Annotated in this window: 13 protein-coding genes and 1 pseudogene; 5 read left to right on the top strand and 9 right to left on the bottom strand. The window is 68.7% G+C overall.

The window, feature by feature from the left end; all coding sequences use genetic code 11:
- Positions 1-7: 7 nt before the first annotated feature.
- The 3 genes from ACAM55_RS07390 to czcI all read right to left on the bottom strand — a co-directional run bounded on the left by ACAM55_RS07390 (position 8) and on the right by czcI (position 3107).
- The gene (locus tag ACAM55_RS07390) at positions 8-1294 is read right to left on the bottom strand and encodes an efflux RND transporter periplasmic adaptor subunit (RefSeq protein ID WP_369655387.1); all 1287 of its coding nucleotides are present in this window, start codon (positions 1292-1294) and stop codon (positions 8-10) included.
- Positions 1295-1319: 25 nt separating this feature from the next.
- A complete protein-coding gene (locus ACAM55_RS07385; RefSeq protein ID WP_369655386.1) occupies positions 1320-2639 on the bottom strand; it encodes a TolC family protein in 1320 nt (439 codons plus the stop codon).
- Positions 2640-2735: 96 nt separating this feature from the next.
- Positions 2736-3107, bottom strand: coding sequence for a cation efflux protein, CzcI family (gene czcI / locus ACAM55_RS07380; RefSeq protein ID WP_369655385.1), 372 nt, complete (start codon positions 3105-3107; stop codon positions 2736-2738).
- 162 nt (positions 3108-3269) lie between these two features.
- Between czcI and ACAM55_RS07375 the strand changes: the two genes are divergently transcribed.
- Positions 3270-3941 (top strand): winged helix-turn-helix domain-containing protein, encoded by a 672-nt coding sequence (locus tag ACAM55_RS07375; RefSeq protein ID WP_369656351.1) that lies wholly within the window; start codon positions 3270-3272, stop codon positions 3939-3941.
- Here the strand turns inward: ACAM55_RS07375 and ACAM55_RS07370 are convergent.
- The gene (locus ACAM55_RS07370) at positions 3917-5173 is read right to left on the bottom strand and encodes a cation:proton antiporter (RefSeq protein ID WP_369655384.1); all 1257 of its coding nucleotides are present in this window, start codon (positions 5171-5173) and stop codon (positions 3917-3919) included. The genes ACAM55_RS07375 and ACAM55_RS07370 overlap by 25 nt on opposite strands.
- 108 nt (positions 5174-5281) lie before the next feature.
- Positions 5282-7546, bottom strand: coding sequence for a heavy metal translocating P-type ATPase (locus ACAM55_RS07365; protein WP_369655383.1), 2265 nt, complete (start codon positions 7544-7546; stop codon positions 5282-5284).
- Positions 7547-7619: 73 nt separating this feature from the next.
- On the opposite strand from ACAM55_RS07365, the gene cadR reads away from it, so the two are divergent.
- Positions 7620-8090: a Cd(II)/Pb(II)-responsive transcriptional regulator gene (cadR, locus tag ACAM55_RS07360; RefSeq protein ID WP_369655382.1), complete on the top strand. Its 471-nt coding sequence runs from the start codon at positions 7620-7622 to the stop codon at positions 8088-8090.
- A gap of 9 nt (positions 8091-8099) precedes the next feature.
- Here the strand turns inward: cadR and cysE are convergent, their stop codons facing one another.
- Together cysE and ACAM55_RS07350 are read right to left on the bottom strand one after the other, a co-directional pair.
- Complete coding sequence (cysE, locus tag ACAM55_RS07355; RefSeq protein ID WP_369655381.1) at positions 8100-8870, bottom strand: serine O-acetyltransferase; 771 nt, start codon at positions 8868-8870, stop codon at positions 8100-8102.
- A gap of 41 nt (positions 8871-8911) precedes the next feature.
- Entirely contained in the window at positions 8912-9670 is a 759-nt protein-coding gene (locus tag ACAM55_RS07350; RefSeq protein ID WP_369655380.1) for an RNA methyltransferase, read from the bottom strand.
- A 118-nt stretch (positions 9671-9788) separates the two neighbouring features.
- Between ACAM55_RS07350 and ACAM55_RS07345 the strand changes: the two genes are divergently transcribed.
- From ACAM55_RS07345 to ACAM55_RS07335, 3 genes and pseudogenes are all read left to right on the top strand, one after another.
- A complete protein-coding gene (locus ACAM55_RS07345; RefSeq protein WP_369655379.1) occupies positions 9789-10847 on the top strand; it encodes an inositol monophosphatase family protein in 1059 nt (352 codons plus the stop codon).
- Positions 10847-13086 (top strand): annotated as a pseudogene (locus ACAM55_RS07340) (FUSC family membrane protein). Before ACAM55_RS07345 ends, ACAM55_RS07340 begins: the two are co-directional and overlap by 1 nt.
- On the top strand, positions 13083-14204 hold the full coding sequence (locus ACAM55_RS07335; protein ID WP_369655378.1) for a mechanosensitive ion channel family protein: 1122 nt from the start codon (positions 13083-13085) through the stop codon (positions 14202-14204). The pseudogene ACAM55_RS07340 and the gene ACAM55_RS07335 overlap by 4 nt, the downstream one beginning before the upstream one ends.
- Here the strand turns inward: ACAM55_RS07335 and ACAM55_RS07330 are convergent.
- Together ACAM55_RS07330 and ACAM55_RS07325 are read right to left on the bottom strand one after the other, a co-directional pair.
- Positions 14180-15427 carry a DUF418 domain-containing protein gene (locus tag ACAM55_RS07330; RefSeq protein WP_369655377.1) on the bottom strand — a complete coding sequence of 416 codons (1248 nt, stop codon included), beginning with the start codon at positions 15425-15427 and terminating at the stop codon, positions 14180-14182. The genes ACAM55_RS07335 and ACAM55_RS07330 overlap by 25 nt on opposite strands.
- Positions 15424-15954: a MarR family winged helix-turn-helix transcriptional regulator gene (locus ACAM55_RS07325; RefSeq protein WP_369655376.1), complete on the bottom strand. Its 531-nt coding sequence runs from the start codon at positions 15952-15954 to the stop codon at positions 15424-15426. Before ACAM55_RS07325 ends, ACAM55_RS07330 begins: the two co-directional genes overlap by 4 nt.
- Positions 15955-15965 lie beyond the last annotated feature (11 nt).

Raw genomic sequence — 15965 nt, 5'->3', positions numbered from 1 at the left:
GGCGTCCTCAGTGGGTGTGCGTGGCAGAGCTCTTGCCCTGCTGCGACTTGACGACGAAGCTGCCGCTCGCGGCATACGCGGTGCCGGGCACGAGGCCGCTCACGATCTCGATGCGCCGGCCGTCGCTGCGCCCGGTCTGCACCGCCTGCGGCATGAAGCCGCCGGGCACCTTGGCGAAGACGGTGGGTTTGCCTTCCACCGTCTGCACCGCCTCGGCCGACACCGTCACCGGGGCCTCGACTTCGGACGAGGCAAGCTCCACGTTCACGAACAGCCCAGGCCGCCACACGCGCTGCGGATTCATCACCGTGACGCGCGCCGTCGCTGTACGCGTCTGCGCGCCGATGAGCGAACCCACGTACGACACCGTGCCGCTGGCTGTCTGGTCGAAGGCGCTGGAGCGGATGGTCACCGGTTCGCCGATGCGAACGAGGTTGAGGTTGTTGGCGGCCACGCTGATCTCGGCCCAGACCGTGGAGAGATCCGAAATGGTGAAGACGCTGGCGTCTTCCTTGACCGACTCGCCGAGCGCGATGTGCTTCTCGACCACCATGCCGTCGAACGGCGCGCGCAGCTCGTAGCGGCCAAGCGCCGAGGAGCCCGGCGTGGCGCCCAGCGCCAGCAGCTTCTGGTTGGCGTTGGCCACGGCAATCTGCGCCTCCTGCATGGCCTGCTCCGCCTGCAGGTAGTCCTGCTGGGCGGAGATTTTTTCCTCCCAGAGCTTCTTCTCACGCTGGTAGGTGGTGCGGGCCAGTTCCAGCCGGCGCTGCGCGGATTGCAGTTCGCTGCGCTGCTCCGAGAGCCCCGGGCTCGACAGCACAGCCAGCACCTGGCCGCGTTTCACCTCCTGGCCGAGGTCGGCCGGCACGCTCTCGACCACGCCCGCCACGCGCGGCACGACGTGGGCCGTGCGGTCTTCGTTGAACTTGATCTCGCCCGGCAGTTGCAGCAACGACCGGATGCGCGCGGGGCCGGCGCTTTCGATGGCCAGGCCGGCGGCCTTGATCTGCTCGTCGGTGAAGACGATTTTTTTCTCGTCTTCTCGTTCTTCGTGCGCCTCGCCGGTGTGGCCCTTGGCTTCGCCATGGCCATGGCCGTGCGCCTCGCCCTCTTCATGGGGCTCGCCCTCGGCATGCTCTGCGGCTTCCGAATGTCCGGCGGCTTCGGGTTGGGCAGGCGTGGTGCGCAGGATCATTGCGCCGGCCGCGAGGCCCACCACCAGCACGGCCACGATGGCCAGCCACTGCTTCTTGCCGACGTGTTCGGCGAAGGTCTTGCGTTCTTGCGTGTTCATGATTCGTGGAGTCCTTGAGTCCTGGTCAGCGCGGGCCGGGTGCCGCACGGGGGGTTTCCTCAACGCCGGCGCCGAGCAGCCGGTCGAGTTCGCCGGCCGCGCGATGGGCCTCGGCCAGGGCAAGCAGGTGCTGGCTGCGCACCTGGAACAGCGTGCGCTGGGCATCGAGCGCGTCGAGAAAACTGAACTTTCCGAGCTCGAAGCCCCGGGCGGCGGCCTGGCGGGCGGCTTCGGCGCCGGGCAGCGCGTCGCGCTGGAGCGTCTCGGCGGTGGCGCGCGCCGAACGCAGGCGCTCGGTGGCCTGTGCCACGTCGGCACGCAGCTGAAGTTCGGCCGCCAGCAGGTCGTCGCGCGCCTTCTCTTCGCGGCTCAGCGCCTCGGCGATGTTGCCGCGGTTGGTGTCGAAGATCGGCAGCGGCACCGACACGCCCACCACGACCTGGTTGCGTCCGCTGCCGCCGCCCATGCCTTCATCGGCCGGCACGCGCTTCGCGCCCAGCGACACGGTGATGTCGGGCACGCGCCGGGCCTGCTCCAGTTCCGACAGCGCCTGGCGCCGTTCGACCTCGAGCCGCGCCTGGCGCAGCACCGGCGCCTCGGAAAGCCGGCTCTGCACGTCCGCAATCGCCGCGGGCAACTGGTCGAGCGCGCCGTCTGCGTGCGTGAAGCGCGGCGACGCATTGCCCCAGAGCGCAGCAAGTTGCCGGCGCGCCGAGCGCAGCGCGCCCTCGGCCTGCAGCAGCTCGACGCGGATGCCGGCCTCGGCCACGCGCGCACGGTTCTCCTCCAGCGGCGAAACCTTTCCGGCCGCCACCCGGTTGGCGGCGGCGCGGGTTGCCGCGTCTGCAAGTCCGACCGAGTCTTGCGCCAGCCGCAGACGCTCCTGCGCGGCCAGCACGTCGAAGAACAGCGTGATCGCCGATGCACGCAGCTCGGAATGCCGCGCAAGCAGCGCCGATGCGGCCTGGTCGCGGGCACGCTCGGCCGCCGCCACGCGGGCCGCGCGCTTGCCGCCCAGCTCGATGGGCTGGCTCAGTTGCAGCGTCGTGGTGCGGTTGTCGCGCCGCAGGTCTTCCACCTGCGCGCCGAACACCGGGTTGGGCCAGGCTCCGGCCTGCACCACGGCCGCATCGGTGGCCTCCCGTTCGTGCGCGGCGGACGAGAGTCCGGGGTTGAACTGCCGTGCCAGCGCGAGCGCGCTGCGCAGATCCAGCGGGCCCGCGGGCTCTGCCGCTCCTGGGGCAGCCTGCCCGAGCGGCGAAGGGTTGGAACCGGCAACGGTTTGTGAAAATGCCGGGGACGCCGCCAAGGCCATGACGGCCAGCGGCACGAAGAGCGTGCGCATCGAATTCTCCTGGGTTGCAAAACAACGGGCGGACGAATTCGGCGAGAGCTCAGCTGATGTGGGTACTCAGAGGGTGTGGATCGTTCTCTCGCCGAATCAAACGGCGAGAGGCCATGCAGGACGCACGGGCACTTCGGAGATATGCGAGATGAAATGCTCCGCGGGAATGACGCGCAGCGCCTGCGCAACGGGCAGGCCGTTCGTGCGGTCGGTGGCCGAGGGCACATGCTGTGCGTGGCCCAGATGGCAAGCGGCGCAATCGCCCACCTCCCCGTTCGGCTGGGTGCCCGGGCTCTTTTGCGCGTCGTCGGCGCGGGCGCTGTCGCTGCTTCTGGCTGGCTCGTGCTCGTGGTGCCCCCAGTGGCGGGGCTGGGCATCGCGTTCATGCTGGCAATAGGCCGCCGACGCCGCCCAGCTGAGCTGGAACGGAAGCAGGAACAGCAAGAAGATCTGAAGCCAGCGGCGCATGATCCAAAAAGTATATCGGCGCCACGGGCCCCGCTGGCCTGCAATGCCCTTGCGGTTTGCAGGTTGCGGCGCAATGGATGACAAGCGCGCGGCGTTCAGGCTGTCGTTCGGCGTGTGAATCCGTAACCTCCGCCGGGCCGCTCCACGGCGGACATTTCAATGATGCGAATACTTGTCATCGAAGGCGAGCCCGGACTGGGCGACGATCTGAAGAAGGGCCTGGAAGGAAGCGGCCATGCGGTCGACACCGCACGCGACGGCGTCGAAGGCCGCCTGCGGGCCACCGAGGGCGGATACGCACTGGTCCTGCTCGACGTGATGCGCCCCGGGGTCGACGGCTTTGCGGTGCTGCGGGCGATCCGGCGCACCAGCAACGTGCCCGTGCTGGTGCTCACCGACCGCGACACGGTCGAAGACCGGGTCAGCGGCCTGCAGCAAGGTGCCGACGACTACCTCGTCAAGCCCTTCTCGCTTTCCGAACTGCTGGCGCGCGTGGAGGCCCTGCCGGGCCGGGGCACGCGCCAGCCGTCCACCGTGCTGCGGCTCGCCGACCTGGCGCTAGACCCGGGCAGCCGCACGTGCGTTCGCAACCGCACGCGCATCGACCTCACGGCCAAGGAGTTCATGCTGCTGGCGGTGCTGCTGCGCCACTGCGGGCAGGTACTTTCACGCCGCACGCTCGGCGAACAAGTGTGGGATGCGTCCTTCGACAACGACAGCAACGTGGTCGAAGTAGCCATTCGCAGGCTGCGCAGCAAGATCGACGACCCTTTCGACGTCAAGCTGCTGCACACGGTGCGCGGCGGCGGCTACGTGCTCGAAGATCGCTCCTGATCGCCGGCACGCAGCGCCTTGCGGCCGATGCACAGCGTCATCAGCGGTCCCGTCATCGCGGTGGTGGCCAGGGCCATCACCAGCAGCATGGTGAACAGCTCGGGGCCGATCAGACCCACGTCGAACCCGATCTTGATCACGATCAACTCCATGAGCCCGCGCGCGTTCATGAGGGAACCGGTGGCCAGGCTGTCGCGCCAGCTGTAGCCTGCAATGCGCGCGCCAGCCGCGCCGCCGGCAATCTTGCCGACGGTGGCCACGCCCACGATCAGCAGCATCGCACCCAGGCTCGCACCGGAGAAGGCGTTCGCCGTGGTGCCCAGCCCCGCAAGCGCGAAGAACAGCGGCATCAGCACCACGATGGAAATCGGCTCGATGCGTTCGCTCAGCGAGCGCAGCAGGCGGTCGTCGCGCGGCAGGCAGGCACCGAACAGGAAGGCACCGAACACCGCGTGCAGGTGCAGCCATTCGGTCAGCAACGCGGTGAGCAACAGGCCGATCATCAGCGAGGCCATCACCGTGGTCGAAGGCTCGCCGTCGGGCGCCTTCACGCGCAGCAGCCAGGCAAAGGCGGGCTTCAGGCCGAAGAACAGGAAGGCGAGCATCACGACCACGCCGACGGTGATCTTGATCAGGCTCTCGTAGCCCTCGCCCGCGCCAACCAGCGCCACCACGAAAGCCAGCAGGATCCAGGCGAACACGTCGACCACCGCCGCGGCACTGAGCGAGAGCTGGCCGAAGGCCGTGCGCGTCATGCCGCGATCCTTGAGGATGCGCGCCATGACGGGAAAGGCCGTGATGGAAAGCGCCGCCGCCATGAAGAGCGCAAAGGGCCAGAAAGCGACACCGGCCGGCGCGAGCGTGGGGTACAGCGCAGGCGAGATCGCAATGCCCAGCGCCAGCGGCACGATCACGCTGAGCACGCCCACGGCGCCCGCCGCCTTGAGTTGCGCCCGCATGTTCCGCGTGGCCCGCAGTTCCAGGCCCACCACGAACATGAACAGCACCAGCCCCACCGTCGACAGCGAAGAAAGGCCCTGCAGCGAGTCCTTGGCAAACAGCTGCGCGTGCAGCGAGGGGAACAGCGCGCCCATGACCGCCGGGCCGAGCATGAGGCCCGCCGCCATTTCACCCACCACGCCCGGCTGGCCAAGGTAGCGAAGCACCCAGCCGCACAGGCGCGCGGTGGTCAGGATGACGACAAGTTGCAGCAGGAGGGAGGTGACGGACATCGAGGGTGGGGTCGGCAAGGCGAAACAGTCGATGTTAGTTCCAAGCCATGTCGCCGAGCCAGCGGCTGGCCCACTGGTTCAGCGCGAGGCGTTTGGCCCCCCGGGCACTCACCTGGATGCGCGCATCAGCCGCAAGCCGTTCGCCACCACCAGCAGGCTCGCCCCCATGTCCGCGAACACCGCCATCCACATCGTCGCGCCGCCGAACACCGCGAGCACGAAGAACACGGCCTTGATGCCGAGCGCCAGCGTGATGTTCTGCCACAGTACCGAATGCGCGCGGCGCGAGAGGCGAATCGTTTCGGGAATGCGCCGCAGGTCGTCGTTCATGATGACCACGTCGGCCGCCTCCATGGCGGTGTCGGTACCGGCGCCGCCCATCGCAAAGCCGATGTCGGCTTGCGCGAGAGCCGGCGCGTCGTTGATGCCGTCACCCGCCATGCCGGCCATGCCGTAGCGCCGCTGCAGCGCCTTGATGGCATCGAGCTTCTCCTCGGGCAGCAGGTTGCCGCGCACGTCGTCGATGCCCGCGTGAGCGCCGATCGCCCTGGCCGTGGCGGCGTTGTCGCCGGTCAGCATCACGGGCGTGACGCCCAGCGCGCGCAGTTCGGCCATGGCCGCCTGCGAAGAAGGCTTGATGGTGTCGGCCACCGCGAACAGCGCCAGCACCGCATGGCCGGAGGCCAGCAGCGTGACAGTGCGTCCCGCTTCCTCATGCCGCTTCAGCTCGGCTTCGAGCGCGGGGCTGCACAGCTTCTGCTCTTCGATGAGGCGACGGTTTCCAAGCACATAGCTGCGGCCTTGGCGGGTGGCCTGCACGCCGCGTCCGGGCAGGGCCGTGAAGTCGCCCACCGGCTGGTGCTCGCGCTTCAGGCCTTCGGCAATGGCCTTCGACACCGGGTGATCGGAGCGGCCCGCGATGCTTGCGGCAATGGCGAGGATTTCACCCTCGTCCGCCGTCTTGTCGAGCAGGCTGGTTTCGACCAGCTTCGGCTTGCCTTCGGTGATGGTGCCCGTCTTGTCGAGTGCCAGGGCCTTGAGCTTGCGTGCCTCTTCGAGGTAGGTGCCGCCCTTGATCAGGATGCCGCGCCGCGCAGCCGATGCCAGCGCACTCACGACCGTGACGGGTGTCGAGATGACGAGCGCGCACGGGCATGCGATGACCAGCAGCACCAGCGCCTTGTAGACGGCCTCCATCCAGGCCCAGCCCATGAGCCAAGGCGTGAGCACCGCCACGGCCACTGCCAGCGCGAAGACCGCGGGTGTATAGACGGCGGCGAACCGGTCGACGAAGCGCTGCGTGGGCGCGCGCGAGCCCTGCGCCTCTTCAACCGCATGGATGATGCGAGCCAGCGTTGTGTTGGCAGCCACGGCCGTGACGCGGAATTCGAGCGCGGCCGTCTGGTTGATGGTGCCCGCAAACACCGCGTCGCCCACCGACTTGTCGACCGGAATGCTCTCGCCGGTCACGGGTGCCTGGTCGATGGCGCTCATGCCCTCCGTCACCACGCCATCGAGCGGCACGCGCTCGCCGGGGCGAATGCGCACGAGGGCGCCGAGCGCTACAGTGTCCGCCTTTGCCGTCTTCCAGCTGCCGTCGGGCTGCCTGACATCGGCCAGTTCAGGCGCCAGCGCCAGGAGGCCCTGAATGGCATTGCGGGCGCGGTCGACAGCACGCGCCTCGATCATTTCCGCGATCGCATAGAGCGCCATCACCATCGCCGCCTCGGGCCATTGGCCGATGACGAAGGCGCCCGTGACCGCCACGGCCATCAGGGCGTTGATGTTCAGGCGCCCGCGCACCAACGCGGCGAAGCCCTTCTTGTAGGTGTCGAGCCCGGCCAGCGCGATGGCTGCGAGCGCCAACCCCATCTCCACCGCCGTGAACCCGATGCCCTCCGGTGCGAGAAAGGAAACCGTCTCGGCCGCGATGGCCAATGCCAGCGCGGCCACCAGCCGCAAGAGCTCCGGCGTCATGAGGCCAGCGGCGCGCACCGTGCCGGGAGCGGCCGGCGCACCGGCCACCTCGTTCAGCGGCTCGGGTTTGAACCCCGCCTTGCGGATGGCCTCGAGCGCATCGGGCAAGGCAGCGTCTTCGGCGGTGATCGCCACCGTCCGTTCGCCGAGCCGAAAACACAGCCCGCTGATGCCGCCGACGGGCTCGAGCGCGCGGCGGATCTCGGACTCTTCCACGGCGCAATCCATGGTGGGAATGCGGAAGAGCAAGGCGCCCTTCGGGTTGTCTGCGGCATCGGCGGAGGCGACCGCCGCCGATCCACATGCGGAGTTGCCGCAGCAGGCCGTTTCGGCCGGCGCGTGCGAATGCGCATGCGCGTGCGGCGCCACCGGTTTCAGAGCGTTCTGTTTCGTCATGAAGCGCATTGGAAACCCTGAAGCAGGTGTAGAGTCAAACGCTGTATTCCTCTACTTCGCTTCTTGCCGCATCATGAAAATCGGAGAACTGGCCAAGGTCGCGAACACGCCGGTCGAAACCATCCGGTACTACGAGCGCGAGCAGCTGTTGCCCGAGCCGGCGCGCACCGAAGGCAACTACCGCATCTACGACGACGAGCATGCGCAGCGGCTGGGCTTCATCCGGCGCTGCCGTTCGCTGGACATGACGCTCGACGAAATCCGCAGCCTGCTGCGCTTTCGCGATGCGCCGGGCAAGGATTGCGGCGAAGTCAACCAGCTGCTGGACGACCACATCGGCCACGTGGCCGCGCGCATCTCCGAACTCAAGACACTGGAGAAGCAGCTGAAGGCCCTGCGCCAGCAATGCGGCGGACCCGAATCAGCGCAGAACTGCGGCATCCTGCAGGAGCTGGACACCGCAGCGCTCGCGACAGAGCCGTTCGGGCAGCACGCGGGGCATGTGCATGGCTCGCTGCACACGGCCGCGAAACGCCCGACGTGAAAGGCCCCGCTACTTGCCGATGAGCTGCGTGAGCTTCTCCGCCTCGAAGCTCTCGTCACGCGCCGCATCACAGGGCACGCAGTCCTTGGTACCGGGATGCGCGGACAGCTTCTCGATGGCCTGCCACAGCAGCGCGATCTGGTGTTCCTGGCTCGCGGCACTGTCGACGAGGCCTCGCATGGCCTGGCTCAGCGGGTCGTCGTCCTGCGTGATGCCGTAGGCGGAGAACTTCTGCGGCGCGGCCACATCGGCGCTCTCGCCGGCTTTCGACGGGATGATGCGTGCGGGAATGCCCACCGCGGTCGCCCCTGCCGGCACCGGCTTGATGACCACCGCGTTGCTGCCGATCTTGGCGCCATCGCCGACGACGAACCCGCCCAGCACCTTGGCGCCCGCGCTCACCACCACGTTGCGCCCCAGCGTCGGATGCCGCTTGGTGCCCTTGTAGAGCGAGGTGCCGCCCAGCGTCACACCCTGGTAGATGGTGCAGCCATCGCCGATCTCGGCGGTTTCGCCCACCACCACGCCCATGGCATGGTCGAAGAACACCCGCTCGCCGAGCTTGGCCGCGGGATGGATCTCGATGCCGGTGAGCCATCGGGCCCAGTGCGCGATGAAGCGCGCCGGCCACTTGAAACCGTGCGTCCAACACGCATGCGCCCAGCGGTGCAGCACCACGGCATGGAAGCCGGGGTAGACCGTGATCACTTCCCAGGCGCTGCGGGCGGCCGGGTCGCGTTCGAGGATGCACCGGATGTCGGCGCGCATTCGAGAAAACATCGCTGCCTTTGTTGTCGTTATATCGATAGGGGCCGGGCAGTCTAAAGCGCGGGGTCTTCGCGTACGGGCGATGGGGTTTTAGGCGCGTGGGCGGCGTCGGCCATGGCCTTGGCGATGCCGCGGAGGATGTGAATCTCCTCCGGCGTGGGCTGGGCGCGGTTGAAAAGCTGCTGCAGGCGGGGCATCAGCTTCTTGGGCGCCTGCGGGTCGAGAAAACCGATTTCCACCAGCGAGCGTTCCCAGTGGTCGAGCATGCCGGCCACCGCCTTCGCATCGGCCGCCTGCACAGGCGCCGTGGCGTCGCGCACCTCGTAGCCACCCAGGGCCAGCCGCCATTCGTAGGCAATCACCTGGATGGCGGCGCCGAGGTTCAGGGAGCCGAATTTCGGATCGGTAGGAATGCTCAGCGCCACGTTGCAGCGGTAGACGTCTTCGTTGCGCATGCCGAAACGCTCGGAGCCGAAGAGGAAGGCCACGTGCTGGTCGTCCTGCTTCGCAAGCGGCTCCAGGTGCTCGCGCGGGGTGCGCGTAGGCGGGCCGAAGTCGCGCGGGATCATGGCGGTGGCGCACAGGTGGGTCACGCCGCCGAGCGCCTCGTCCAGCGTTTCGACGATGCGGGCGTTGTTCAGGACATCGAGTGCGCCGCTCGCGCGCTGGATGGTTTCTTCCCGCCGCAGCACGTTGGCCCAGCGCGGCGCCACCAGCACCAGGTCGTCGAATCCCATGGTCTTCATGGCACGGGCGGCGGCGCCCACGTTGCCGGCATGGCTGGTCTGGATCAGGATAAAACGGGTGCGCATGGGGGGTTTGGAGACACAAAACGGCGGAGCCGGTAAAATGCCCGATTCTCGCCGCCCGCATCGCCGGGCCGCTCATCGGGGCGCCAGCCGCTTCTTCCGCCGTTCTTCTCACAATCCAATGTCGTCCCCCAACCTGCATCCCATGCTCAATGTGGCCGTCAAGGCCGCACGCGCCGCCGGCGCGATCATCAACCGCGCCGCCCTCGACGTCGAGGCCGTGCGCATCTCGCAAAAGCAGGTCAACGACTTCGTCACCGAAGTCGATCACGCCAGCGAGCAGGTCATCATCGAAACGCTGCTTGGCGCGTATCCGGGGCACGGCATCCTGGCCGAAGAATCGGGCACCCAGCATGGCGCCCAGGATTCAGACTACGTCTGGATCATCGATCCGCTCGACGGCACCACCAACTTCATCCACGGCTTTCCGGTCTACTGCGTTTCCATCGCGCTGTCGGTGCGCGGCAAGATCGAACAGGCGGTCATCTACGACCCGAGCCGCAACGACCTCTTCACCGCCACCAAGGGCCGCGGCGCCTACATGAACGAGCGCCGCATCCGCGTTTCCAAGCGCACCCGGCTGAGCGAATGCCTGGTATCCACCGGCTTCCCGTTCCGCAGCGGCGACAACTTCAAGCAGTACCTGGCCATCATGGCCGACATGATGCCCCGCATGGCCGGCCTGCGCCGCCCCGGCGCCGCAGCGCTCGACCTGGCCTACGTGGCGGCCGGCTTCACCGACGGCTTCTTCGAGACCGGCCTCAATCCCTGGGACGTGGCCGCGGGTTCGCTGCTGGTGACCGAGGCCGGCGGCCTGATCGGCAATTTCACGGGCGAGCCCGACTTTCTCGAACAGCGCGAATGCCTGGCCGGCGCGCCGCGCATCTACGGCCAACTGGTGCCGCTGCTCGCCAAGTACTCCAAGTTTGCCGGCATCGACGACAAGATGCGCGCCAGCGACCGCGTGCGCGCCGTCTCGGCCGCCGCGCGGCCCGGTGCCGACGAATCGGTCGACCTGTATGCCCGCAGCACCGTCACCGAACTGACGGCCGCGCCGCTCGACGGCGAGGCGCCTGTGCCCGCCGCTGCCGCGGCACCGGTATCGCGCAAGCTCACGCGCATTCGCCGCGACGCGCCTGCCGACGGCAGCCCCTCCGAAGGCGACGCTTCCGCCAAGTGATGCAGGGGCCACGTGCCGCCCTCCGGCTCCGTGCGGCGCTGCGCATCGCGCTGAGCCAGTACGTCGCCAGCGGGCTCACCGTCGCGCTCGGCCTGCTGGTCATCTCGGCCGGCGCGCACCTGTGGCTCGGCGCCATCGCGGCGTCCGCCGCCGCGGTGGGCGTGATCGTCACGGCCCCGCCGGACCTGCCCGGCCCGCGCCGCGGCAAGTTTTTCCAGATGCTGCCGCGCCGCTGATCGGCCTGCCGCTCTTCTTCCTGGTGCAGCTGCTGCACACCGCGCCCATCCGCCTCGGCCTGGTGCTGGTGCCCGCCACCTTCATCGCCTTCCTGGCCATGGCGTGGGGCAAGCGAGGCATCCCCATTGCCATCGCGGTGATGTTCTCGATGATCTTCTCGATGGCCACGCCCGCGCCCAGCGGCATGGCCGAGGCGCTCGAACGCACCTGGCACTTCGGTTTGGGCGCGGGGCTCTACGTGGTCTGGGCCACGCTGGCCAACCATGCGCTCAACACGCGCTTTCGCGTGCAATCGGTCTCGGACGTGCTGTATTCGCTGGCCGCGCTGATGCGCACCGAGGCCAGCCAGTTCACCCCGCGCGACGACACCAGCGACATCCGCGAAACCCCCGCGCCGTTGCTGGGCCAGCTGCTGCGCGAACAGGCCGCGTTGGCCGACCAGCTGCAGGCCACGCGCGACATCGTGCTCGAGTCGCCCCGCACGCCGCGCCGGCAGCGGCTGGCCGCCATGCTGGTGATCGTGCTCGAAATGCGCGACCAGCTGCTCGCGAGCGAGCTCGACCTGGATGCGCTCAAGAGCCATCCCGCGCATGCCGAGGCGCTGATCGAAATGCGGCGCGTGCTCGAAGAACTGGCCGACGAAACCACCGCGCTCGGCGACGCGCTGCTGATGGGCCGCCAGCCCGAAGCGGTGGCCGACCGGCGGCCACGGCTCGCGTCGATCCATCTTTCCGGCGAAGACGATGGCGCGGGCCATGGCCTGCCCGGCCCGAATGCCGCCATGCTCGCGCGCGGCCTTGCGAGCCGCATCGGCCACATCAACGACGAGGTGCTGCGCCTGTCGGCCATGGCGCGCGGCGACGCCGAGCCCAATCTTGCGGTGGTGCGCGCCAACTGGCAGATGTTCGTGAGCCCCACCGATTGGTCGCTGCGGCCCTTTCTCACGCTGTGGCGCTGGGACGCGCCCCCGCTGCGCCACGCCATTCGCGCGGCGCTGGCCATCGCGGCCGGCTACGCCATTGCGGTGTCGCTGCCCTGGGGTTCGCACGACTACTGGATCCTGCTGACCATCGTGGTGGTGCTGCGCGGCAGCCTCTCGCAAACGCTCGAGCGGCGCAACAGCCGCGTGGCCGGCACCTTGCTGGGCAGCGTGCTCGCGGTGGGGCTGCTCTCCGCGCATCCGTCGCCCTTGATGCTGCTGGCCATCGTCACGGTGTCGCAGGCCATTGCCCACAGCTTTGCGGTGCGGCGCTATCTCATCACCGCGGTGGCGGCCACGGTGCTGGGCCTGGTGCAGGCGCACATGCTCAACACCGGCGCCGCGCCCATCTTCGCGCTGTTCGAACGCATTGCCGACACGCTGATCGGCGCCGCGCTGGCCTGGGGCTTCTGCTATGTGCTGCCCTCGTGGGAGCGCGGGCAGATTCCGGCGCTGGTGGCGCGCACGCTCACCGCGCAGGCGCGCCATGCACGCCTGGCGCTGGGCCTGGGCCAGTTGCAGGCCGTCGACAGCAGCCCCGAGCTCGAATGGCGGCTTGCGCGCCGCGAGGCCTACGACAGCCTCTCGGCCCTTGTGCAGGCCACGCAGCGCTCGCTGTCCGAACCGCGCGCGGTGCAGCCGCCGCTCGAGCCGCTCGAGCACCTGCAGGCGCACAGCTACCAGTTGCTGGCGCAGCTGAGCGCGGTCAAATCGATGCTCGTGCTGCGGCGCGACCGGCTCACGCCGGCCGATATCGAAGGTCCGCTCGCGCGCACGGCGCAGCGCATCGACGCCGCCATCGGCACCGCGCCGACCACCGGCCCATCGCTGCCCGAAAGCTCCGCCTCCACCACCGTGGGCGGTCCGATTCCCCTGCCCGACCCGTTCGAGAACGACATCAGCCCCTGGCTGCTGCGCCGGCTCGACCTGGCCACGGCACTTGCCACGCAGCTGCGCGACGACGCGGCGCGCATTCTTCAACCCCTGAAAGAGACACAGACCACGACCGCCTCCGCTCAATGACCGAAGAGATCCTTGCCCACCCCTGGTTCGGCACCTGGCTCGCAGCCCTGATCGCCGTTCCGCTCGCGCTGCTGATCCACCGAATTGGCGGCCTCGTCCTGACGCGGGTCACCCGCCCGACGCCCGCGCTCCATGCGATGGTGATCAACTGCAAGGGGGTCGCCCGGCTGGTGCTGCCGCTCGTTGCCTTGCTGCTCGTTTTCCAGGCCGCACCCGAGGATCTTCGCTTCGTCGGCAGCGTGCGGCATTTCAACGGCCTGCTGCTGATCGCCGCGACCACCTGGCTCGCGGCGAGGGCCATCAGCGGCTTTGCCGACGGTGTGCTGGCGCAGCACCCCTACGACGTCGAAGACAACCTCCAGGCGCGCCGCGTGCTCACGCAGACGCGCGTGCTGGCGCGCACGGCCATCTCGGTCGTGCTGGTGGCGGGTGGCGCGATGATGCTCATGACCTTTCCCGGCGCGCGCCAGGTCGGTGCCAGCCTGCTGGCCTCCGCGGGCGTGATCGGCATCGTGGCCGGCCTCGCAGCCAAGCCGGTGTTCAGCAACCTGATTGCCGGGCTGCAGATTGCGCTGGCCCAGCCGATTCGCATCGACGACGTGCTGGTGGTCGAGGGCGAATGGGGCCGCGTCGAGGAGATCACCGGCACCTTCGTGGTCCTGAAGATCTGGGACGAACGGCGCCTCATCCTGCCGCTCACGTATTTCATCGAGAAACCGTTCCAGAACTGGACGCGCCATTCGGCGCAACTGCTTGGCGCGGTCTTCATCCATGTCGACTACGGCATGCCGCTGCCGCCGCTGCGCGAAGAGGTCGAACGCATCGTGAAGGCGGCGCCCGAATGGGACGGCCGCTTCTTCAACATGCGCGTGACCGATGCGACCGAGCGCACCATGCAGATTCGCGTGCTGTGCACGGCGGCCACTTCGAGCCTTGCTTTCGACCTGCGCTGCTCGGTGCGCGAAGGGCTCATCGACTTCATGCAGCGGGAGTACCCGCAGTTCCTGCCGAAGATGCGCATCGAGAGCGAGGGAATGCAGGAGAAGCAGCTGCACCAGGGCACGCAGGCTGCCCGCGCGATCCCCCCAGTGGGTCAGGAAGCCGCGCCGCCGCGCTGAGCTGCGTGGCGGTTGCGCCGCATCGGTGGAAGCCGGAGGTTGGTGAACGCCCGCAGCAGCCACTCTGCCGGACCGTAGGCAAAGCGGCGCATCCACCACCAGCTGAGCAGCAGGTTGCCCGCGAAGATCGCCAGCGCGACTGCAAATGTGGCCAGCGGCCCGATCGTTCCGATCCACCGCAGGCCGTAAGCGAGAAAGATCCACGCGCACACCAGCGATTGCAGCAGGTAGTTCGACAGCGCCATGCGGCCTGCCGGCGCGAGCGCCCGCGCCAGCACGCTTCCGCGCCCGCTCTGGAACACCAGCAGCATGCCGGCCGCGTATGCGGCCGACAGGAACGGCGCCGTCAGCAGCGTGACCGCGAGGCCCTGGACCTCGCGCACCGCGTTCGGGCGAAGGGTTGGAAGCGCATAGGCCAGCGCACCCGGTAAGCCGATGGCGAGGCCCCACCACAGCACGCGCCACAGCAGGGTGCGATGCGCTTCGACATGCGCAAGAAGCCCGCGCCTGCCAGCGATGAACCCCAGGAAGAACATGGCCAGCGCCTCTGGTGCCTGCACCAACGCCGTCATCCACCAGGTCTGCGAAAGGTCGCGCACATGCTGCACCGCCACCATGGCCGGCGTGGCGCGGTAGGCGGCCAGTGCCGCGGCGGCCTCTCCGTAGGCCGCCTGCACGGCCATCTGCATGTCCAGTTGCGAGTACATGCTGCCGACGCGGGCCCACAACAGCGAAGTGAGCAGCACCAACCCGATGGCCGCGCACGCCAGAAACACATCGCCGCGCCGCCGCAGCATGAGCAGCACGGCGCCCAGCACCGCATACGCCATGAGGATGTCGCCGAAATAGAGCAGCACGGCATGCGCCACGCCGATGATCCACAGCCCGAGGTGCCGCCGCACCATGCGCGGCACGAAGGGTTTGCCATCGCGCTCCGCCGCCCGCATCTGCAAGGTGAAGCTGTAGCCGAACAGGAACGAGAACAGCAGGTAGAACTTGGTCTCGAACACAAAGGCCCGGACGAACGAGGCGATCTGGTCGGGCAGCGACGTACCCAGCGGATCGGGAATGCCCAGGGCGTAATAGGTCGAGGCAAAGCTCGCGATGTTGACCACCAGGATGCCCATCAGCGCGAAGCCGCGCAGCGCATCGACCATCTGCTGGCGCTCGTTCGTTGCACTGCCCGGGTCCAGTGCGGAAGGGTTCTGGGTTGCGGGCGTCATGCGGGCTTGGCGGACTTTGTGGGCTTCGAGGCCGGGCTTGCGCCGCGGCGCCCGCGGTCCGCCTTGGGCAAAACGGCTTCCTGCACCATGCGCTCGGCCCTGGTCTGCAGGCGATGCAGGGATTCGTCGAGGCGTGCCGCGTCTTCCTTGCCCAGCGCCCCCAGCAGCTCGGCGTTGATGCTGGTGACCAGCGGAAAAAGCTCCTCGTACAGCGCCTGCCCCGCCTCGGTGAGGCCCAGCAGCACCTGCCGCCGGTCGCCCGAGCGGGCCACGCGCGAGACCAGCTGCTTTTCGACCAGCGAACCGACCGCCTTCGAGGTGCGGGCACGGTCGAGCTGGGCATGCTCGGCCAGCTGGGAGGAGCCCAGCTCGCCCCGGCTCGCGAGCACCGCGATCAGCCGCCATTCGCGCCGCGTGATGCCGAAGCGCCCCTCGCACAGCCGGATCACCATACCCCCCGCGACCCCGACCAGGCGCGACAGCCGATACAGCAGCAGGTCGTCCAAAGGGCGGCGCGGCGCGGTCATTGGGGGTTAGT

This window comes from Variovorax sp. V213, assembly GCF_041154455.1.
Taxonomy (GTDB): Bacteria; Pseudomonadota; Gammaproteobacteria; order Burkholderiales; family Burkholderiaceae_C; genus Variovorax.
Note: the sequence above shows the minus strand (reverse complement) of the source record. Positions and strands in the feature narration are given on the sequence as shown.

Bases quoted from the DNA above. Each gene is read 5' to 3' on its own strand.
- ACAM55_RS07390 (WP_369655387.1), bottom strand. From the start codon at position 1,294: ATGAACACGCAAGAACGCAAGACCTTCGCCGAACACGTCGGCAAGAAG.
- ACAM55_RS07350 (WP_369655380.1), bottom strand. From the start codon at position 9,670: ATGCGCACCCGTTTTATCCTGATCCAGACCAGCCATGCCGGCAACGTG.
- ACAM55_RS07335 (WP_369655378.1), top strand. From the start codon at position 13,083: ATGACCGAAGAGATCCTTGCCCACCCCTGGTTCGGCACCTGGCTCGCA.
- ACAM55_RS07385 (WP_369655386.1), bottom strand. From the start codon at position 2,639: ATGCGCACGCTCTTCGTGCCGCTGGCCGTCATGGCCTTGGCGGCGTCC.
- cysE (WP_369655381.1), bottom strand. From the start codon at position 8,870: ATGTTTTCTCGAATGCGCGCCGACATCCGGTGCATCCTCGAACGCGAC.
- ACAM55_RS07375 (WP_369656351.1), top strand. From the start codon at position 3,270: ATGCGAATACTTGTCATCGAAGGCGAGCCCGGACTGGGCGACGATCTG.
- ACAM55_RS07345 (WP_369655379.1), top strand. From the start codon at position 9,789: ATGTCGTCCCCCAACCTGCATCCCATGCTCAATGTGGCCGTCAAGGCC.
- ACAM55_RS07370 (WP_369655384.1), bottom strand. From the start codon at position 5,173: ATGTCCGTCACCTCCCTCCTGCTGCAACTTGTCGTCATCCTGACCACC.
- ACAM55_RS07365 (WP_369655383.1), bottom strand. From the start codon at position 7,546: ATGACGAAACAGAACGCTCTGAAACCGGTGGCGCCGCACGCGCATGCG.
- ACAM55_RS07325 (WP_369655376.1), bottom strand. From the start codon at position 15,954: ATGACCGCGCCGCGCCGCCCTTTGGACGACCTGCTGCTGTATCGGCTG.
- cadR (WP_369655382.1), top strand. From the start codon at position 7,620: ATGAAAATCGGAGAACTGGCCAAGGTCGCGAACACGCCGGTCGAAACC.
- ACAM55_RS07330 (WP_369655377.1), bottom strand. From the start codon at position 15,427: ATGACGCCCGCAACCCAGAACCCTTCCGCACTGGACCCGGGCAGTGCA.
- czcI (WP_369655385.1), bottom strand. From the start codon at position 3,107: ATGCGCCGCTGGCTTCAGATCTTCTTGCTGTTCCTGCTTCCGTTCCAG.